This is a genomic window from Mesorhizobium sp. M3A.F.Ca.ET.175.01.1.1, assembly GCF_004791945.1.
In the GTDB taxonomy this organism is placed as follows: Bacteria; Pseudomonadota; Alphaproteobacteria; order Rhizobiales; family Rhizobiaceae; genus Mesorhizobium.
In genome coordinates this window covers 64,053-81,376 of sequence record NZ_SRTP01000013.1, presented here as the reverse complement: position 1 = coordinate 81,376, position 17,324 = coordinate 64,053, and the positions used below count along the sequence as shown (strand labels likewise).

Here is a 17,324-nt window from a genome sequence, read left to right as displayed (position 1 = left end):
TAAGCGTTTCCCTTTCCCGGACGTGCTCCTAGCGGCAGGCGCGGTGGCCGCTCCTGCGGTACTTGACGTCGAAATGGAAGTGGTTGCGGTGGTCGTAATTATAGCCGGGGCCGAGCACCGTGTTGAAATACTGGCATCCATCGGCGCGCACATTGTTGAGAAAGCCGCGGGTGCGGAATGCGAACAGGCCGGGCTTGCGGACGTCGATGTCGTCGCCATTGTTGAGCTCGATACTCATGACGTCGAGCGCGTTGCCCTTGCCGTGCTCCGACAGGACGCCTTCGCCGGCAATGTTGCGGCAGGAGTAGCTCGAGCCCTGGTGGATGGTTCTGACACCGGAGAAATAGCGCCAGCGGGCGGCCGGCACGAGCTCGTTCCTTGTCCAGGCGGCAAAGGTGGCGGCCATGTTGCAAGTCAGCGTGGCGGCCGGCTTCATCTGGACGCTGCCGATGGCCGAGACCTTCACCGGGAAATCGATGCCGCACTGGCCTTCATGGATCGGCTGGATGTCGGTGTAGACGACGCCGAGACGCCTCAACTCGTTGCGGCAGTCGATCTCGCTGGCGGGCATCTGCTCGAGCGGCGACATCGGCTCATCCATGCGCGGATAGGCGGCTGTCGTCAGATAGGGATCGGACGGGACGAGGCGCTGCATGCCGGAATATTGCGGCACTTCGGCTACCGCCGCTGTCTGGCTGCCCACGTCGACGGCCGGCTGGAGCGAGAAGACGTCGCCGGTCGTGCAGGCCGACACGGCCGCGACCGCAAACGCAGCGGTCAGCCTGACGGCGACGATACGGGCGCAATTGTTCTGCCGCGCCACGGCAAGCATGGCGCCAAGTCTCGTGGCCATCGAAAGGCATCCTGTCCCCGGATGGCACAAGTCTAGTCGGCAAGAGTAAAGGAAAGATCAGCGCCGGCGTTCATGCCTGCGGCCGAATTACGGCACTGTTCTTGATTTTCACTGGCAGAACGTGCCGCCGTGGCGGCGCGGCTCGAGATCAAGGTGGAAGTGCAGCGAATGGTCGGGATCGCTGCCTGGACCGAGCACGGTCTTGAACGGCCCGCAGGCAGCCTTGCGCACGGTGTTCAGGAATTTTGCATCCTGTTCGGGCGGCACGGGACCGACTTCGATTTTGCGGCCGTCCGACAGCGTGAAGGAGGCGATGTCGAGCGCATTGCCGAAGGCGTGTTCCGACAGCCTGCCGCCGTTATGGCGCGGCCGGCAGACATAGGCGGACGCCTGGCCGATCGACTTCAGGTCCGTCCCAAACTCGGCCTTTGCCGCCGGCTGGATGACATCGGCGGCAAAACGCGCCGCAGCTTCGGCCATCTGGCAATTCAATTCGGTGCCGGAGCCGATAGCGATGGATTTGCCGAGCGTCTTCAGCACGATAGGGTAGGGGATCGAGCAGCCGATTTCGGCGTCGTGCTCGGCCTGGTGTTCCTCGAAGTCGACGCCGAGCGCTTTCAGCCGTTCACGGCATGTCACCTCTTGCTCCGGCATCTTGTCGGCGGGAAGCTCGGCTGAACGCGGATCGGCGGGAATTTTCTCCTCGCCAGTTTCACCCTTGCCAGTCTCGTCCTTGCCACTCTCGTCCTTGCCAGTCTCGCCCTTGTCAATCTCGGGGGGCTTTTCCGCAGGCACTGGTGCCGCGTTTGGAGGCTCCGCTTCCGGCTCTGTCGGCTTTTCAGGGGGCGTCGCAACGACTGCCGGCGTTTGTGGCACGAAGTCATCGTGGGTCGACGGCTGCTGCTGGGCACCCTGCTCAGAAGTCCCCGTACCGGTGCTGTCGGCAGCGTCGGGCCGCGGCTCCGGAATAGGCGCCGTCGGCGGCATTTGCGGCGTGGCATTCCGGCTGACGGGCGGCAGATGGCTCTTATGCCGGTGATGGTGCCGGGCCTGCGCGGGCAAAATCAGCATGGCGGCCGCGGCCAAGCGCAGCGCCAGTCTGCAGAATCCTGAAAGGCCAAGCGTTGCCATCGCCCGGAAACGGCGCCGGCGGGTTGAAGTTGCCGTAAAGATGCGCCGTAGCGATCACAATCGATTACTTGGGCGTTACGCGCCGATGGCTTCGAGGCCTTCTTCCAGCCAATCGGCGAGCAATGGCAGGCCAAGCAGATATTTTGCAGTGCGCTTGTTTACACGCTCACGCGCGGCGGCCACCGCGTCCGCCCACTCGGAGGCGTCGTAATCCCCGCGGCCGACCCAGGCCAGCGCGATGAGCTCGGCCGCCTCATCGACATTGAGGTCATCGATGAGTTGGCGAAACTCTTCCCCGGTGAGGTCTTCCGACGATTCCTCGATCAGGCCGTCATGATGGTGGTTGTCGTGCCTGTCGCCGTCGAACTCGACCTCATGCTCGGCGCCGTCGTCGTAATCCTCGTTGACGGCGGCGCTCAGCGCCTTGGCCTTGAGGATGAACAGGCGCACCGTGTCCGGGTCGATGGAAAGCTCCCATTCCTTCTCGAGGCGCTGCTGCACTGGCCTTTCTCCGCGTGATGCGCTTGATCCGATGATAGCGGATTTGCGGCCGGCGTCACGTCCGGACACAAAAAGCGGCTACCAAGCCCGCAAAATAGTTCGGTGCCGGCGCCTTTTCGGGGATGAAACGGAGCAAAAGCGGCGTTAGTCTCGCATTGTCACGCTCAAGGAGGCTTCGATGCGCAGACGTTTGCTTGTTCAGGTCATGGCTGTTGCCGTTGCCTTGCCGCTGTTTGCGGCGCCCGCCTTTGCGGCAGGCGAAGGCGGTGGTGGCGGCAACAGTGGCGGCACCACCCAGTGCAAGAAGGGCGAAGTCTGGGACAAGAAGAAGAAGAAATGCGTCGTGCCGCAGTACGGCATGCTCGATGACGACAGCATCTATGAGGCAGGTCACGACCTCGCGATGGCCGGCCGCTATGACGAGGCGATCTCGGTGCTGACGCTCGCCGCCAACAAGCAAGATCCGCGCATCCTCAACTATCTTGGCTATTCGCACCGCCACTCCGGCCGCATCACCGTCGGCCTCGGCTATTATGAGGAAGCGCTGCGCATCAACCCCGACTACACGCTGGTGCGCGAATATCTCGGCGAGGCGCATCTGCAGATGGGCGACCTTGCCGGCGCGCAGAAGCAGCTCAGCGAGATCGAGAAGCGGACCGGCAAGGGCTCGCGCGAATACGGGATGTTGGCCGAGCAGATCGATCATTTCCTGAAAAGCTGATTGAAACTCCGGAGCCCGCGAACCGGCTGTAAGCAATTACAGCCGGTTTTGCTGTTCCCTGCTGCAATTGACGCCGGGTAAGCCTGCGAAAGCAGCGATGTTTTTGCCAAACTTGTTTTTTGGGCGTGAAAATCGCGAAAAGATCGCTATATTCGGGGAAATTGTGGTGAAACGGTTCCGTTAGCCCGAGGCTGCCGGACCGTTTTCTTTTTGTACCCATCGACAGGGCCATTCCCGGCAAGCGGGGGTGGCGGCAGGAAAGGGCAGGCAACATGAACAAGGTCCCGATGACAGGCGAGGGGTTCGCGTCATTGAAGGAAGAACTGCGCTGGCGCCAGCAGGAAGAGCGTCCACGCATCATCGAGGCGATCTCCGAAGCGCGCTCGCATGGCGACCTGTCAGAAAATGCCGAGTATCACGCTGCGAAGGAGGCGCAGAGCCATAATGAGGGCCGCGTCAACGAACTCGAGGACCTGATCGCGCGGGCCGATGTCATCGACGTCTCGAAGCTCAGCGGCGACAAGGTGAAGTTCGGCGCGACCGTGGTGCTGGTCGACGAGGACACCGAGGAAAAGAAGACCTATCAGATCGTCGGCGACCAGGAAGCCGACGTGAAGTCCGGCCGCATCTCGATTTCCTCGCCAATCGCGCGCGCGCTGATCGGCAAGGAAGTCGGCGACGCGATCGAGGTCAATGCGCCCGGCGGCGCGCGGGGTTACGAGATCGTCCAGGTGCAGTTCATCTAAATTGAAAGCCAATGCATGTCGCCCAGAAGTGTGTAGCGGTTCTGGGGCAACGACATGCATCAAATCAAAGACTTAAAGCACGCCGCCCGGATACGTTTCAGCGCGACGCGCTTCTAGGCCTACAGTCCTTTTGCAATTTGCAAACGCCGGCGCCGCCCTCATTTGGCTGCCGCCATCTTCTCCCCGTGAACGGGCGTGAACGGGGAGAAGGGGCCTGTCGTTGATGAGTTCGCCAATTTTCAGCATTTGCAGATGGGTGCCCGCATCTCGGCCAGCCTCTTTCTCCCCGTTCACGGGGAGAAATGCCCGGTAGGGCAATGGGGGGCAGCGCCGGCCGTCTGATCGAGTGTCTGCCGCTGCATCAGCATTTCAGCCTCAGCCATCACCTTGGCGGGCGTGACCTTGCCGCCGTCGGATGCCAGCAAGGTCGAGGAGTACGGGCCGCGCGGGCCGGTGAGACCCGGCTCGGTCGCCAGGAATATGGCCACGGTCGGCAGGCCGAAGGCGCTGGCGAGATGGGTGAGGCCGGTGTCGGCCCCGATCACCAGCGCCGACCGGCCGAGGATGGCAGCGATCTCGACAAGGGGTGATCTGGGGATCAGCACGGTGCCTGGCGCGGCGCTGGCGATCGCCTCGGCCACACGCTTTTCCGCTTCGTTCGACCAGGTGACGACCGGGGTAAGGTGCCGGGACACCATTTGCCGTGCCGTCTCGGTCCAGTCCTCCACCGGCCATTTCTTGTCTTCGCGGCTGGTGCCGTGGAGCAGGAAGGCAAGCCTGCCCTCGGGCAGGGGAAGCTTGCCTTGCGGCGGCACGATGCCGGAGCCAAGGCGCGAAAGATCGGGCTCGTAGCCAAGCGCCAGCCCGAACAGCCGCCGCGTGCGCTCGATGGCGTGGAGGTCGCGCGGTACGGCGTACCGGCGGTTGTAGAACAACGTCGCTGAGGGCTCGCGTGCACTCGATCGATCGAAGCCGGCGGTCGCCGTGCCGGCCTGTCTTGCGACGACCGCTGATTTCAACAGCCCTTGCGCGTCGATGACCAGGTCATAATGCGCCGTGCGGAGCGTGCGGCGCAGGACGGCCATCTCGCGCCACGTCTGGCCATTGAAAAGCGTCCTGCGCCAGCGCCGGATCGCTACCTTGTGTATGGATTTTATCGCCGGGTGCATGGCGACTATGCCGGCGAAAGCCTCCTCCACGCACCAGTCGAAGCTTAGGCCGGGGCAATTTTGAAGCGCATCTTCGACGGCCGGGAAGCTATGGATGACATCGCCCATCGAGGACGTCTTGACGATCAGTACCCTCATGCGGCTGCCGCAACCTCAAGCAATCGGTCGGCCGCCGCTTCGACCCTCGCGACGTCGAGCGTCTTCAGGCAGTTGAGATGGCCAAGCGGGCAGGTCTTGCTGTGGCAGGGCGAGCAGGAGAGGTGGAGCCAGATCAGCTCCGAACGGTCGCTCAGCGGCGGCGTGTTCTCGGGCGATGTCGAGCCGTAGACGGCGACGATCGGCGTGCCGACGGCTGCCGCGACATGCATCAGCCCGCTGTCGTTCGAAACGGCGAGCTTCGCCGCGGCGATCAGGTCGATAGTGTCCTCAAGCTTTGTCTTGCCGGCGATGTCGACGGCGCCAGGCGCCAGCGCGGCAATCTCGCCGGTGACGCTGGCGTCCTTCTTCGAGCCGAGCAGAGCGACGCCGAGCCCTTTCGCCATCATGGCGCGAGCCAGTTCGGCATAGTATTCGCCGGGCCAGCGCTTGGCAGGGCCGAACTCGGCCCCCGGCATCAAGGCGACGAATTTTCCCGAAGCGAGCCCGAACCGGTCGAGCAGGGCCGCCTGGTTGTCCGCATCGACTATGAACTGCGGCGCGCGAAACGTGCCGCCCTGGGCCAGGCTGAAATAGGCGCGTGCCGTGCGCCGCTTGAGGGCGTCAGGCAAGGGGACGATGTCGGTCAGCAAGCCGTAGCGCATCTCCCTGAGATGGCCGACACGGCGGGGAATGCGGGCAAAGAACGGGATCAGTGCCGATTTCCAGCTCCCCGGCAGCACATAGGCGATGTCGTAGCGGCCGCGCAGCAGGCGGCCGAAGCGCCGGCGGCTGCCGAATTCGAGCGCGCCTGGCATCAGCGGGAAGTCGATCTGATAGCGTATTTCGGGCATGCGCTTGACCAGCGGCGCCGCCCAGCCGGGCGCCAGCACGTCGATCGCGGCGTTTGGATGCTGCTCTTTGAGCGCAGAGAACAGGCACTGCGACATGACCATGTCGCCCACCCAGCGTGGGCCGATCACGAGGATCGTTGGGCTCTCAGCCATTCGACATAGTCTCTGACACCGGTTTCGACAGTCCGGAATTGTCCATTGTATCCTGCCGCGCGCAAGCGGGACATATCCGCCTGCGTGAAACTCTGGTAGCTGCCCTTGAGATGGTCGGGGAAGGGGATGAATTCGATCTCACCCTTACCGAGCGTGCCGATCACCGTTTCGGCGATAGCTCGGAACGGTTGGGCCCGGCCGGTGCCGCAGTTGAAGATGCCGCTCGTGCCGCGCTTCCACAGCCACAGATTAACGTCGGCGACATCGCCGACATGGATGAAATCGCGGCTCTGCTCGCCCGGGCCGAAGACGTCATAGGCGCCGAACAGTTTCGGGTTTTCGCCGCGCCCGACCTGGTTGAACAGGTGAAAGGCGACCGAGGCCATGGCGCCCTTGTGCGCCTCGCGCGGCCCGTAGACGTTGAAATAGCGCAGGCCCGCCACCTGGGAATGATCGGTGCCGAGCACGTTGCGGCGGACATAGTCGTCGAAGAGCTTTTTCGAATAGGCATAGACGTTGAGCGGGCGTTCGAACTCAGGCTCCTCGCGGAACTCGCTGCCGCCGCCATAGACCGAAGCGGAGGACGCATAGAGGAAGGGCACGCGCAGCCCGAGGCAGGCATGCAGCAGCCGCTTCGAATAGGCATAGTTCACCTCCATCATGAACTTGCCGTTCCATTCGGTGGTGGTCGAGCAGGCGCCCTGGTGGAAAACCGCCTCTATGCGGCCGAGCCGGCCGTCTTCGAGCCGGGCCAGGAACTCGTCCTTGTCCAGATAGTCGGCAATGTGAAGGTCGGCCAGGTTGGCGATCTTGTGGCCATCGGTCAGATCGTCGACGACGACGATGTCGTCACGACCTTCGGAATTGAGCGCGGCGACGATGTTGGAGCCGATCATACCGGCGCCGCCAGTGACGATGATCATGAAGGCCTCTGCTTGCGTTGCCGAATCCGGCCCTTATAGGCGAGGCCGGTGGTAGTGTCGATAAAGGTCGCTGCCACGGACCATCGGCTACGACGAATGTAGGGCTGGATCGGCGGAACGGCTTGCGCCATAAGCTCTGCCGCGCGCCGAACTGCTTGTCAGTCGAAGCAACTACGGCGCTTTCGAGTGCCGCGGCAAGAACCGTCGGCGTGCGCTTCTTGCCCTTGGTATGATCATGACATCCGATTTAAAGCCTGGCCTTCGCCATCTTCAAACCGTGCGGGTCGACGATTCCCTGACGGTGCCGGCCATGACACCGGCCTTCGCGGGCTTCAACGACATGCCACCGGTCTTCGCCACCGCCTTCATGGTCGGCTTCATCGAGTGGGCGTGCGTCGAGGCGTTGCGTCCGTTCCTTGGCAGCCATGAGAAAACGGTCGGCACGCATGTCGACGTAAGCCACGTTGCCGCCACGCCCGTCGGTATGACGGTCACCGCCGATGTCGAGCTTGTCGCCGTGGAGGGGCGGAAGCTGCGCTTCAAGGTGTCGTGCAGGGACGAGAACGGACTGATCGGGGAAGGTTTTCACGAGCGCGCGGTAATCGACCGTGAGAAGTTCATGGCGCGCGTTCTGGCCAAATCAGGGCGGACCGGTTCATCGCCACAGTGAGGCCGCAAAGTTCCCGCTTCAGTCGGCTCCCGCCGCCCGGCATATCGTGAGGGACCAGATGCCGTCGACAGAGCTGCTCATCGCGTTTTTGGCCACCACGGCGATCTTCGCCTATATTCCCGGCCCTGCCATGCTCTACGCCGCTGCGCAGACCATGGCGCGCGGACGCTGGTCGGGGTTGACGGCGGCTCTGGGCATCCATCTCGGCGGCTATGTGCATGTTTTCGCGGCCGCCGCTGGCCTGTCCGTCCTGTTCCATGCGGCGCCGCCGCTCTATCTGGCGGTCAAGCTCGTCGGCGCGCTTTATCTGGTCTGGCTCGGCGTCTCCATGTTCCGCAAACGCACGGATGGCGATATGGCGCTGCCCGCCATCGAGCGGAAATCGGCCCGCCGCGCTTTTTTCGAGAGCATTGCCGTCGAGGTGCTCAATCCGAAGACAGCGATCTTCTTCATGGCGTTCCTGCCGCAGTTCATCGATGCCTCGGCGGCGTTCCCGATTTGGATGCAGTTCATCGTGCTCGGAACCGTCGTCAACCTGATGTTCTCCTCGGCCGACATTGTTTGCGTCTTGCTGGCCGGCGCGATGATTGCGCGGCTGCGGCGCTCGGGCCGTGCGCAACGCTTGATGCGCGCGGGAGGTGCCGTGCTTGTCGGCCTCGGCGTTCATGTTGCCCTGCAAAAGAGCTGATCCGACTGCCAGCTAGTCGCAAGCCGGCCCAGGCCCGCCGTTGCGCTGGCCCGATTTGCGGTATATCGGCATCGCGAAGAACGACCGGCGCTGCGACTTTGGCGCTGCAACTCCAGACCAGCCTTTCGGGCGCATGCCAGTGAGATGATCAAGCACCATCTGCCTTCTCCGGAACCATTGCATCGCACCATCGCCCGCTTCGGCGAGGTCACGGTGCTGGTGGTCGGCGACTTCATTCTCGACCGCTTCGTCAGTGGCGTGATCGAACGGATCTCGCCGGAAGCGCCGATCCCGGTGCTGCATGGGCGGGGCGAGATGCTGGCCATGGGCGGCGCCGGCAACGTGGTCTCCAACATCGTCTCATTGGGTGGCGCGGCAATCCCGGTGTCGGTAATCGGCGCCGACCAAGCCGGTGACAATCTCGTTCGCATGCTCGGCGACCTCGGCGCCGACACCGACGGACTGGCGCAGCATCAGGACCGCATGACCTCTTCGAAAAGCCGGTTCAGCGCGCTGAACCAGCAGGTGCTGCGTTTCGACGAGGAGGAGATCAAGCCGCTTTCCCGCGGCGAGCGGGCGATGCTGGTCGAGCATTTCCAAGCGGCACTCGCCCGCGCCGACGTCGTCATCCTGTCGGACTACGGCAAGGGTATCCTGCTCGACGGGGTCGCCGGAGAGTTGATCGCGATCTGCCGCGATGCCGGAAAGCCGGTCCTGGTCGACCCGAAGGGCCGCGACTACGGGCGCTATGCCGGCGCCACGGCCGTGACGCCGAACCGCAAGGAACTCGGCGAGGCGGTCGGGCATGCGGTGTTTGGCGATGACGAGATCGTGGCGGCGGCGCGCGACCTGATCGCCGCGCATGGCTTCGATTTCATCGTTGCAACGCGTAGCGAAAAGGGCATGAGCGTCGTCACCGCCGAAGATGCCCGCCATATCGCGACGCAGGCGCGCGAGGTGTTCGACGTTTCGGGCGCAGGCGACACAGTCATCGCGACCTTCGCGCTTTCGCTCGCGGCGGGCGCCGACCGCGTCCATGCCGCCGTCATCGCCAATGCGGCCGGCGGCGTCGTGGTCGGCAAGCGCGGCACGGCGCGGCTGTCGGTCGAAGAACTGTCCGGCGCGCTGTTTCGCTCGCACGGACCGGTCGCTCACAAGGACGCCGTTCTCGATGCCGGCGCAGCGGCCAGGATGGTGGCCGCCTGGAAGGAGGAAGGCCTGACGGTGGGCTTCACCAATGGCTGCTTCGATATCCTGCATGCCGGCCATGTCAGCCTGCTGCACGCCGCGCGCAGCCAGTGCGATCGGCTGGTGCTGGGGCTGAACAGCGATGCCTCGGTGCGACGGCTCAAGGGCTCCGGACGTCCGGTCAACGACCAGCACGACCGCGCCTGCGTGCTGGCGGCTCTTGCTTCCGTGGACGCGGTCGTCGTGTTCGAGGAGGACACGCCGCTCGAACTGATCGAAGCGCTGAAGCCCGACATCCTGGTCAAGGGCGCTGACTACACGATCGAGACCGTGGTCGGCGCCGAGGTGGTGCAGAAGGCCGGCGGGCGCGTGGTGCTGGTCGACCTCGTCGCCGGCAAGAGCACGACCGGCACGATCGGCAAGCTGCGCGCCGGCGGCACGAATTGAGGATTTCATGTCAGAACTGAACGACTATCTGGTCCGCTCGGCGGCAGCGATCACGGCGATGGTCGAGCGCGACCTCACCGAGGAGATGGAACGCGCGGTTGCAGCCGTCGTCGAGGCGCTGTCGCAGGGCAAGGCTTTGCTGATCTGTGGCAATGGCGGTTCGGCGAGCGACGCCATCCACATCGCCGGCGAACTGGTCGGCCGCTTCTTGAAGGAGCGCAAGGGTTACAATGTCATTGCGCTGCCGGCCAACGCGGCGGTGCTGACGGCTTGGGGCAACGACTACGGCTTCGACACGGTTTTCTCGCGCCAGGTCGAGGCGCACGGCTCGGAAGGCGCTGTCCTGCTCGCCATCTCCACCAGCGGCAATTCGCCCAGCATCCTTGCCGCCGCCGAGCAGGCGCGGGCCATGGGCATGACGGTGATCAGCCTCACTGGTGACACCGGCGGCAAGCTGAAGCCGTTGACCGACATCCTGCTCAACGTGCCGTCGACCTCGACGCCGATCATCCAGCAGGGGCACCTTTGCCTCTATCACCATCTGTGCGAAGCGGTGGAAGCGCGTCTCAGCAATGGCTGAGGGTGCCGTCCATCCGCTCGCCGAGCCCGGCCTCTGGATCGAACGAGTCGGAAGCAGCAGCTTTCCAGCCGGCCTTCCGGCGCTCTTTCTCGATCGTGATGGCACGATCAATGTCGATACCGGCTATCCCGACGATCCGGACGACATTGTGCTGCGCGACGAGATCGCGCCTGCCATAGAGGGCGCGAACCGACAGGGCATCCCGGTTATCGTGATCACCAACCAGTCCGGCATCGCGCGGGGCTATTTCGGCTGGGACGTATTCGCGACCGTCAACCGGCGGGTGCTTGGCCTGCTTGCCGAGCGGAATGCCGCCGTCGACATGGTGCTTGCCTGTGCCTATCACGAGGCCGGCTCGGGACCGCTGGCGGTCGCCGACCATCCGATGCGGAAGCCTAACCCCGGGATGCTGGTCGAGGCTGCGCGCCGGCTCGGCATAGATCTGAAGCGTTCGCTGATCGTCGGCGACAAGCCGGCCGACATGGAAGCAGGCCAGCGCGCCGGCCTTGGACGCGGCTGGCTGGTCGACGGCAAGGGTTCGATGATGGGCGGGCTCTCCGTTTCGCCATTATGCGATGCGCATGATCTCGACGGACTGCTCGCCGCGATACGGGCGCTTTGATCGCATAGTGATTCAGGGCCGAGCGCCAAGCCGCTGGTTTTGCGGCGCTTTTGCTGGAAGCTCGGCGCCTCCAGTCAGCCCGGAAAGGCCACCAGCCCTTCGTCCTTGACGCGGCGGATCGTCAGCGCGGTGCGCACCGTGTCGACATTGGGGGCCGAGGCGAGCTCCTCGATGACGAACGTCTGGAAGGTGCCGAGATCGCTGGCCACGCAGTGCAGCAGGAAGTCGGATTCGCCTGACACCATCCAGGCATCGCGCACGATCGGCCAGCCGCGCGTGCGCTCGGCAAACGTCTTCAACTCGGCATCGGCCTGATGATGCAGACCGATCAGGCAGAAGGCAACGACATCCATGCCAAGTGCCGGGGCGTTGAGGAGCGCGCGATAGCCGCGGATGATGCCGGCCTCTTCCAGGCGCCGGACGCGGCGCAAGCAAGGCGGCGCCGAGATGCCGACCCGGTTCGACAGCTCGACATTGGTCATACGGCCGTCATTCTGCAGCTCGCGCAGGATTTTCCAGTCGATGGCATCGAGATCGGCTTTGAGCGGCATGGTCGACTTTCGCGCAAGAATCTTTCGCGGTTTGTAATTAGACTTTGCGTCGCATTCCATCCCTTGCGGATGATTTTTGCTGGTCTTGGCCGCGATATTGCCCGATATGGCGGGCAGCGCTCCGCATGGCTGCGCGCTGCCAACTATCGTGCGCGGAACCGCGAGGCACGTCGGAAGCTTTCCGGGGACGAAAGGTAAGTTGCCTTGCTGGCTTGGCGGGCAACACTTACATTACCGACGACAAAACCACGGCTTTGGGCCGCAGGGGACTTTTCTATGAACACCAAACATGCTCCCGTTCTCATCATCGGCTCCGGCCCGGCCGGCTATACCGCGGCAATCTACGCCGCCCGTGCCATGCTGAAACCGATGCTGGTCGCCGGCCTGCAGCAGGGCGGGCAGCTGATGATCACCACCGATGTCGAGAACTATCCGGGCTTTGCCGATCCTATCCAGGGTCCCTGGCTGATGGAGCAGATGCTCAAGCAGGCCGAGCATGTCGGCACCGAAATCGTCAACGACATCATCACCGAGGTCGACCTCAATGTGCGGCCGTTCCTCGCTACCGGCGATTCCGGCACGGTCTACACGGCCGATGCGCTGATCATCGCCACCGGCGCGCAGGCCAAATGGCTGGGCATCCCCTCGGAGCAGACCTTCATGGGCTTCGGGGTGTCGGCCTGCGCTACCTGCGACGGTTTCTTCTACCGCGGCAAAGACGTCGCGGTGGTCGGCGGCGGCAATTCCGCGGTGGAGGAAGCGCTTTACCTCGCCAACCTCGCCAAGAGCGTCACCGTCATTCACCGGCGCAGCGATTTCCGCGCCGAGCGGATCCTGCGCGAACGGCTGTTCAAGAAGGACAATGTGCGCGTCATCTGGGATACGGTCGTCGACGAGATCACCGGACAGCCGGGCAAGGCCCCGTTGCCGCCCTCGGTCGAGGGGCTCTCCCTGCGCAATGTGGTGACCGGAGAAGTCTCGCGGCTGAAGATCGACGGCGTGTTCGTGGCGATCGGCCATGCGCCGGCGGTGGAACTGTTCGTCGGCAAGCTGAAGCAGAAGCCGAACGGCTATCTGTGGACGGCGCCGAATTCTACCCGCACCGACGTTCCCGGTGTCTTCGCCGCAGGCGATGTCACCGACGACGTCTATCGGCAAGCGGTGACGGCGGCCGGCCTCGGCTGCATGGCCGCGCTCGAGGCCGAAAAATATCTCGCCGGGATTGAGGTTCACCGCGAAGCGGCGGAATAAGCAATCGGCTGAGAAAAGCCGTTTAAAAGCCTGATTTTTCATTCAGACGCCAAAGGCAACAAGAGGGGAATCATGGCGCTGGACTGGGACAAGCTACGCGTGTTTCACGCTGCGGCGGAGGCTGGGTCGTTTACCCATGCCGCCGAAACGCTGCATTTGTCGCAGTCGGCGATCTCGCGGCAGGTCAGCGCGCTGGAGCACGACGTCGGCGTGCCGTTGTTCCATCGCCATGCTCGCGGCCTGGTGCTGACCGAGCAGGGCGAGATGCTCTTCCGCACGGCCCACGACGTGCTGATGAAGCTGGAAACCATCAAGTCGCGGCTGACCGAGACGAAGGATCGCCCCTCCGGCGTGCTGAGGGTGACGACTACGGTCGGCCTCGGAGCCGGCTGGCTGACAGAGCGCGTGCAGGAATTCATCGAGCTTTATCCGGAGATCAGCTTGCAGCTGATCCTTGCGAACGAGGAACTCGACCTCACCATGCGCCAGGCCGACTGCGCCATCCGGCTGCGGCAGCCGCAGCAGCCGGATCTGATCCAGCGCCGGCTGTTCACCGTGCATTTTCATCTCTACGCCGCGCCTTCCTATGTGGCGAAGTTCGGCAAGCCGGCCTCGGTCGCGGAGCTGAGAAATCACCGCATCGTCACCTTCGGCGTGCCCGTTCCCTCGCATCTGTCGGAACTCAACTGGCTGGAGACCGTCGGCGATTTCGAAGGCGGGCAACGGGTGCCGACACTGCAGATCAACGACATCCTGTCGATCAAGCGCGCGGTCCAGGGCGGCGCCGGCATTGCCATGCTGCCGGACTACGTCATCAACAAGGATTCCAACCTGATCCAGCTGCTGCCCGAGACGGAGGTGCCGTCCTTCGACACCTATTTCGCCTATCCAGATGCGATGAAGAACCAAGCGAAACTACACGTCTTCCGCGACTTCATCATCGCCAAGGCGCGCAGCTGGTCTTACTGACATACCAGGCGGCGCGGACCGCTCGTCGCTCCCCCCGTAGCCCTATGCGATGATGGTCAGCCAGCCGCCATGATTGCAGCCTGGGACCGCGCGGGTGCTGCGCCAAAGGTCAGCGCGCGGCCGAGGCTGGAAGAGCCCGCCTGACCCTGCTGCCGCAAAAATAAACGCGACCTGCCTGAAACCACATCATTTCCGATTTTGCGTATTTCCGAACAGAATCCGCGTCGACTTGCATATCAGCGATCGCTTTCGGGCCGGAAAGGCCCCGAATTCGGCGATTTTTCTGGTCCTATCGGTCTTCGGCATGGGTTGGACCACAGCCTGCGTCTTTTTGCATGCGTGTGTTGCAAAATAGATGCTTGTTTCTTGGGCATGATGAGCACATATATAGTTCATCTCCAGGGCGCGTTCTCCTCCCATTAGCGCCCTCGAGTGTTCCCCTCTGGAGGTTAGCCCTAATCGGCACTTCCAATCAAACTCAGCCGGATCTTTACTGATCCGGCTTTTTTGTTGCCCGCAGCACGACGATACCGAAAATGCCTCCATCAGAGCCACGTAACAGTGACATGTAACATCGGGTAACATGTCGAAGACGCGCTCCGACAGCTAAGCACAGCATAGGACGCGGTTGGTCAGTTCGGGAGATGGGGGCATCACTCGGACGGGCCGGGCTCAGGCAGCTACCGCGTCCGAACCATTTTTTCCTGCTGCGGCGGACCTGCCATCTGCCTCACAGGAAGACGGTCGCAAAATGAACGGCGTCCGGAGGATCCGGACGCCGTCTTCCTGTCATCATCAAAATCAGTCAGGCAGCCTTACCGTTGGTGTTCATCGCCTCGTCTGCCAGGCGGCCGGTCAGCTCGGCCATGTGGTCGAACGACGCCTTGTAGCTGGCAACGCCTGCCGTCGCCGAGCGCAGCTCGATGATCAGATCGCCGATTTCGGCCTGAGGCATGGTCGCCTCGACCACATCCCAGCCCGGCCAGTCGGGCCGCGCGTCATAACCGAGGATCTGGCCTCGCCGTTGCGGGATCAGCGCGATGATCTTCGAGGTCGCATCGGACGGTGTGACGATTTCCACCTTCATGATCGGCTCCAGCAGGACCGGCGAACAGGCCGCCATGCCTTCCTTCATGGCGAGCTTCGCTGCCATCTGGAATGCCATGTCGGAGGAGTCGACGGCGTGGTAGGATCCATCCGACAGGTTGACAGCGACATCGACGACCGGGAAGCCGAGCGGGCCTGTCTTCAGATAGTCGCGAATGCCAGTCTCCACCGACTGTATGTAGGTCTTCGGCACCACGCCGCCGGTGATGGTGTCGGTGAACTGGAAGCCCGAGCCGCGCGGCAACGGCTTGATCTCGATCACTACGTCGCCGAACTGGCCATGGCCGCCGGACTGCTTCTTGTGGCGGCCACGCTGCTGGGCGGATTTGCGGATCGTCTCGCGGTAGGGCACCACAGGTGCGTGACCCTCGATCGGGATCTGGTTCTTGCCTTCAAGGCGCTCGCGCACGACACGCAGGTGCATCTCGCCATGTCCCGACAGCACGGTTTCGGCCGAGTCCTGATTGTGGCGCAGGCTGAGCGATGGATCCTCCTCGGCAAGCCTCTGGATCGCGGCCGACATCTTGACCTCGTCCTTGCGCTCCTTGGGGCGCAGCGCGAAGGCGAATACCGGTTGCGGCGGCTCCAGGGTGATCAGCGGCTTGATGCCGCCCTTGACCGAACTCAGCGTTTGGCCGGTCTTGACATTGTCGAGCTTGCCCAGGGCGACGGTGTCGCCCGCCTTGGCCGATGTCAGCTTAGCCTGGTCCTTGCCCAGCATCCTGTAGATGCCGGAAACCTTGGCCGAATCGCCGTTGGAGAGGAAAAGTTCGGCTGCGTCGGCCAACTGGCCGGAGAGCACGCGCGACACCGACAGCTTGCCGCCATGGGCCGTGTGGATGGTCTTCATGACCTGCACGACGGTCTGGTTGCCGTCGGGTGCTCCAAGGCGCTTTCTGGTCGCCTCGACATCCGGGGCGTCGTGACGGATCGCCTTCAACAGCCGCATCACGCCATTGCCCTTCTCGGCTGTGCCGATCAGCACCGGCGTCACCGCGCCGCCGCGCAGATCGGCCGCCAAATCATCGAAGATCGCGTCCTTCGGCGGCTCGATCTCCTCCAGCAGCTGTTCCATCAACTGGTCGTCATGGTCGGCCAAGGTCTCCAGCATCGAGAAGCGTGCCTCCAGCTCGCGCGCCCTCTCGTCGCCCGGAATTTCGGCAACCTCGCTTTCGGCATATTCGCGGTAGACGTAGGCGCGCTCCAGCGCCAGGTCGATCGAGCCGATGACGACGCCGTCCTTGCGCAGCGGGATCTGGCGCAGCAGCAATGGCACCGAACTCGCGGGCTGAAGCAGCTTCAGCGTCTCGCGCACGCCGGCGATCGCCTTGTCCACTTTGTTCAGGAACAGGATGCGCGGCACGCCGAGATCGTCGAGCTTGCGCATGATGAGCTGGAGGGCGGGAATCTTCTTTTCGTCCGCTTCGGCCACGACAACAGCGACGTCGCAGGCGGCAAGCACCGGCTCGGCCTCGAAGGCGAATTCGATGGAGCCGGGGCAATCGACGAAGGTGAATTGCTCGCCCATGAACTCCGTGGTGGCAAAAGTCGCCTCGACGCTCATGGCGTGGGCGCGGGCCTCGGGCGAATGATCGGAAACGGTGTTGCCCGATGAAACGGGATTCTGGCGGGGGATGGCGCCCGTGCGGGCGAGGATTGCTTCGAGAAGTGTCGTTTTACCGCTTGCGAAGGGACCGACTATGGCAATGCATTTCGGTCCCGTGCGTCGTCCTCCGGCGCGAGTACCCATGGCTGACCTCCACTCAGGCGTTTCCCTGTGAGCGGCGGCCGGCCTGTTCGGCCGTCGCGGGCGGGGCTTTTTACTCACCACCTGCCCAATGCCATCGTCACACGGGTTCGTGGGGAGGGCAAGAAAAATAGGAACTGCGCCGGCTTGGTTTGTCAGGCGTCTGCCTGCGCACTCAGGGCGGGCGCTTACTGTCGGCTGCGCAGGGCGCTCGTATTATCGCGCGGCGCCGGTTTGGCGAGACTCGCCCTGGACCGCTTGCAGTGTCCGGGGCGAGCGTGAATTCTTACGCCGTCCTCACTCTCAGCGACGGTCGCA

17 protein-coding genes are annotated in these 17,324 nt (G+C 63.6%); 9 read left to right on the top strand and 8 right to left on the bottom strand.

The window, feature by feature from the left end:
* Positions 1-28 precede the first annotated feature (28 nt).
* From EN818_RS24615 to EN818_RS24605, 3 genes are all read right to left on the bottom strand, one after another.
* Positions 29-853, bottom strand: a complete 825-nt coding sequence (locus EN818_RS24615; protein ID WP_095806940.1) for an extensin family protein — start codon at positions 851-853, stop codon at positions 29-31.
* A 108-nt stretch (positions 854-961) separates the two neighbouring features.
* Complete coding sequence (locus EN818_RS24610; protein ID WP_135904611.1) at positions 962-1,984, bottom strand: extensin family protein; 1,023 nt, start codon at positions 1,982-1,984, stop codon at positions 962-964.
* A 75-nt stretch (positions 1,985-2,059) separates the two neighbouring features.
* The gene (locus tag EN818_RS24605; RefSeq protein ID WP_095806938.1) at positions 2,060-2,485 is read right to left on the bottom strand and encodes a DUF3775 domain-containing protein; all 426 of its coding nucleotides are present in this window, start codon (positions 2,483-2,485) and stop codon (positions 2,060-2,062) included.
* Positions 2,486-2,663: 178 nt separating this feature from the next.
* Between EN818_RS24605 and EN818_RS24600 the strand changes: the two genes are divergently transcribed.
* Positions 2,664-3,206 (top strand): tetratricopeptide repeat protein, encoded by a 543-nt coding sequence (locus tag EN818_RS24600; protein WP_095806937.1) that lies wholly within the window; start codon positions 2,664-2,666, stop codon positions 3,204-3,206.
* 272 nt (positions 3,207-3,478) lie between these two features.
* On the top strand, positions 3,479-3,952 hold the full coding sequence (greA, locus tag EN818_RS24595; RefSeq protein WP_095806936.1) for a transcription elongation factor GreA: 474 nt from the start codon (positions 3,479-3,481) through the stop codon (positions 3,950-3,952).
* 290 nt (positions 3,953-4,242) lie between these two features.
* Here greA and waaC read toward each other — a convergent pair whose 3' ends face one another.
* The 3 genes from waaC to rfaD are packed head-to-tail and all read right to left on the bottom strand — an operon-like array spanning position 4,243 to position 7,186.
* A complete protein-coding gene (waaC, locus tag EN818_RS24590; protein ID WP_095806935.1) occupies positions 4,243-5,259 on the bottom strand; it encodes a lipopolysaccharide heptosyltransferase I in 1,017 nt (338 codons plus the stop codon).
* Positions 5,256-6,263 carry a lipopolysaccharide heptosyltransferase II gene (waaF, locus tag EN818_RS24585; RefSeq protein ID WP_095806934.1) on the bottom strand — a complete coding sequence of 336 codons (1,008 nt, stop codon included), beginning with the start codon at positions 6,261-6,263 and terminating at the stop codon, positions 5,256-5,258. Before waaF ends, waaC begins: the two co-directional genes overlap by 4 nt.
* Complete coding sequence (gene rfaD, locus EN818_RS24580; protein WP_135904609.1) at positions 6,236-7,186, bottom strand: ADP-glyceromanno-heptose 6-epimerase; 951 nt, start codon at positions 7,184-7,186, stop codon at positions 6,236-6,238. The genes waaF and rfaD overlap by 28 nt, the downstream gene beginning before the upstream one ends.
* 235 nt (positions 7,187-7,421) lie before the next feature.
* On the opposite strand from rfaD, the gene EN818_RS24575 reads away from it, so the two are divergent.
* From EN818_RS24575 to EN818_RS24555, 5 genes are all read left to right on the top strand, one after another.
* A complete protein-coding gene (locus tag EN818_RS24575) occupies positions 7,422-7,856 on the top strand; it encodes a thioesterase family protein (RefSeq protein ID WP_095807038.1) in 435 nt (144 codons plus the stop codon).
* A gap of 58 nt (positions 7,857-7,914) precedes the next feature.
* Positions 7,915-8,544: a LysE family translocator gene (locus tag EN818_RS24570; RefSeq protein ID WP_135904607.1), complete on the top strand. Its 630-nt coding sequence runs from the start codon at positions 7,915-7,917 to the stop codon at positions 8,542-8,544.
* Positions 8,545-8,688: 144 nt separating this feature from the next.
* Positions 8,689-10,179 (top strand): D-glycero-beta-D-manno-heptose-7-phosphate kinase, encoded by a 1,491-nt coding sequence (rfaE1, locus tag EN818_RS24565; RefSeq protein ID WP_095806932.1) that lies wholly within the window; start codon positions 8,689-8,691, stop codon positions 10,177-10,179.
* A 7-nt stretch (positions 10,180-10,186) separates the two neighbouring features.
* Positions 10,187-10,759 carry an SIS domain-containing protein gene (locus EN818_RS24560; protein ID WP_095806931.1) on the top strand — a complete coding sequence of 191 codons (573 nt, stop codon included), beginning with the start codon at positions 10,187-10,189 and terminating at the stop codon, positions 10,757-10,759.
* Positions 10,752-11,381 (top strand): HAD family hydrolase, encoded by a 630-nt coding sequence (locus EN818_RS24555; RefSeq protein ID WP_095806930.1) that lies wholly within the window; start codon positions 10,752-10,754, stop codon positions 11,379-11,381. Before EN818_RS24560 ends, EN818_RS24555 begins: the two co-directional genes overlap by 8 nt.
* Before the next feature lie 74 nt (positions 11,382-11,455).
* Here EN818_RS24555 and EN818_RS24550 read toward each other — a convergent pair whose 3' ends face one another.
* Positions 11,456-11,932: an Lrp/AsnC family transcriptional regulator gene (locus tag EN818_RS24550; RefSeq protein ID WP_095806929.1), complete on the bottom strand. Its 477-nt coding sequence runs from the start codon at positions 11,930-11,932 to the stop codon at positions 11,456-11,458.
* Between the two features lie 276 nt (positions 11,933-12,208).
* Between EN818_RS24550 and trxB the strand changes: the two genes are divergently transcribed.
* Together trxB and EN818_RS24540 are read left to right on the top strand one after the other, a co-directional pair.
* A complete protein-coding gene (gene trxB, locus EN818_RS24545) occupies positions 12,209-13,183 on the top strand; it encodes a thioredoxin-disulfide reductase (protein WP_095806928.1) in 975 nt (324 codons plus the stop codon).
* A 72-nt stretch (positions 13,184-13,255) separates the two neighbouring features.
* A complete protein-coding gene (locus EN818_RS24540) occupies positions 13,256-14,152 on the top strand; it encodes a LysR family transcriptional regulator (protein WP_095806927.1) in 897 nt (298 codons plus the stop codon).
* Between the two features lie 805 nt (positions 14,153-14,957).
* Here EN818_RS24540 and EN818_RS24535 read toward each other — a convergent pair.
* Positions 14,958-17,009, bottom strand: coding sequence for an elongation factor G (locus tag EN818_RS24535; RefSeq protein WP_095806926.1), 2,052 nt, complete (start codon positions 17,007-17,009; stop codon positions 14,958-14,960).
* Positions 17,010-17,324 lie beyond the last annotated feature (315 nt).

Coding starts and splice junctions, on each gene's coding strand:
- EN818_RS24615 (WP_095806940.1), bottom strand. CDS start 853: ATGGCCACGAGACTTGGCGCCATGCTTGCCGTGGCGCGGCAGAACAAT.
- EN818_RS24610 (WP_135904611.1), bottom strand. CDS start 1,984: ATGGCAACGCTTGGCCTTTCAGGATTCTGCAGACTGGCGCTGCGCTTG.
- EN818_RS24600 (WP_095806937.1), top strand. CDS start 2,664: ATGCGCAGACGTTTGCTTGTTCAGGTCATGGCTGTTGCCGTTGCCTTG.
- greA (WP_095806936.1), top strand. CDS start 3,479: ATGAACAAGGTCCCGATGACAGGCGAGGGGTTCGCGTCATTGAAGGAA.
- waaC (WP_095806935.1), bottom strand. CDS start 5,259: ATGAGGGTACTGATCGTCAAGACGTCCTCGATGGGCGATGTCATCCAT.
- waaF (WP_095806934.1), bottom strand. CDS start 6,263: ATGGCTGAGAGCCCAACGATCCTCGTGATCGGCCCACGCTGGGTGGGC.
- rfaD (WP_135904609.1), bottom strand. CDS start 7,186: ATGATCATCGTCACTGGCGGCGCCGGTATGATCGGCTCCAACATCGTC.
- EN818_RS24575 (WP_095807038.1), top strand. CDS start 7,422: ATGACATCCGATTTAAAGCCTGGCCTTCGCCATCTTCAAACCGTGCGG.
- EN818_RS24570 (WP_135904607.1), top strand. CDS start 7,915: ATGCCGTCGACAGAGCTGCTCATCGCGTTTTTGGCCACCACGGCGATC.
- rfaE1 (WP_095806932.1), top strand. CDS start 8,689: ATGATCAAGCACCATCTGCCTTCTCCGGAACCATTGCATCGCACCATC.
- EN818_RS24560 (WP_095806931.1), top strand. CDS start 10,187: ATGTCAGAACTGAACGACTATCTGGTCCGCTCGGCGGCAGCGATCACG.
- EN818_RS24555 (WP_095806930.1), top strand. CDS start 10,752: ATGGCTGAGGGTGCCGTCCATCCGCTCGCCGAGCCCGGCCTCTGGATC.
- EN818_RS24550 (WP_095806929.1), bottom strand. CDS start 11,932: ATGCCGCTCAAAGCCGATCTCGATGCCATCGACTGGAAAATCCTGCGC.
- trxB (WP_095806928.1), top strand. CDS start 12,209: ATGAACACCAAACATGCTCCCGTTCTCATCATCGGCTCCGGCCCGGCC.
- EN818_RS24540 (WP_095806927.1), top strand. CDS start 13,256: ATGGCGCTGGACTGGGACAAGCTACGCGTGTTTCACGCTGCGGCGGAG.
- EN818_RS24535 (WP_095806926.1), bottom strand. CDS start 17,009: ATGGGTACTCGCGCCGGAGGACGACGCACGGGACCGAAATGCATTGCC.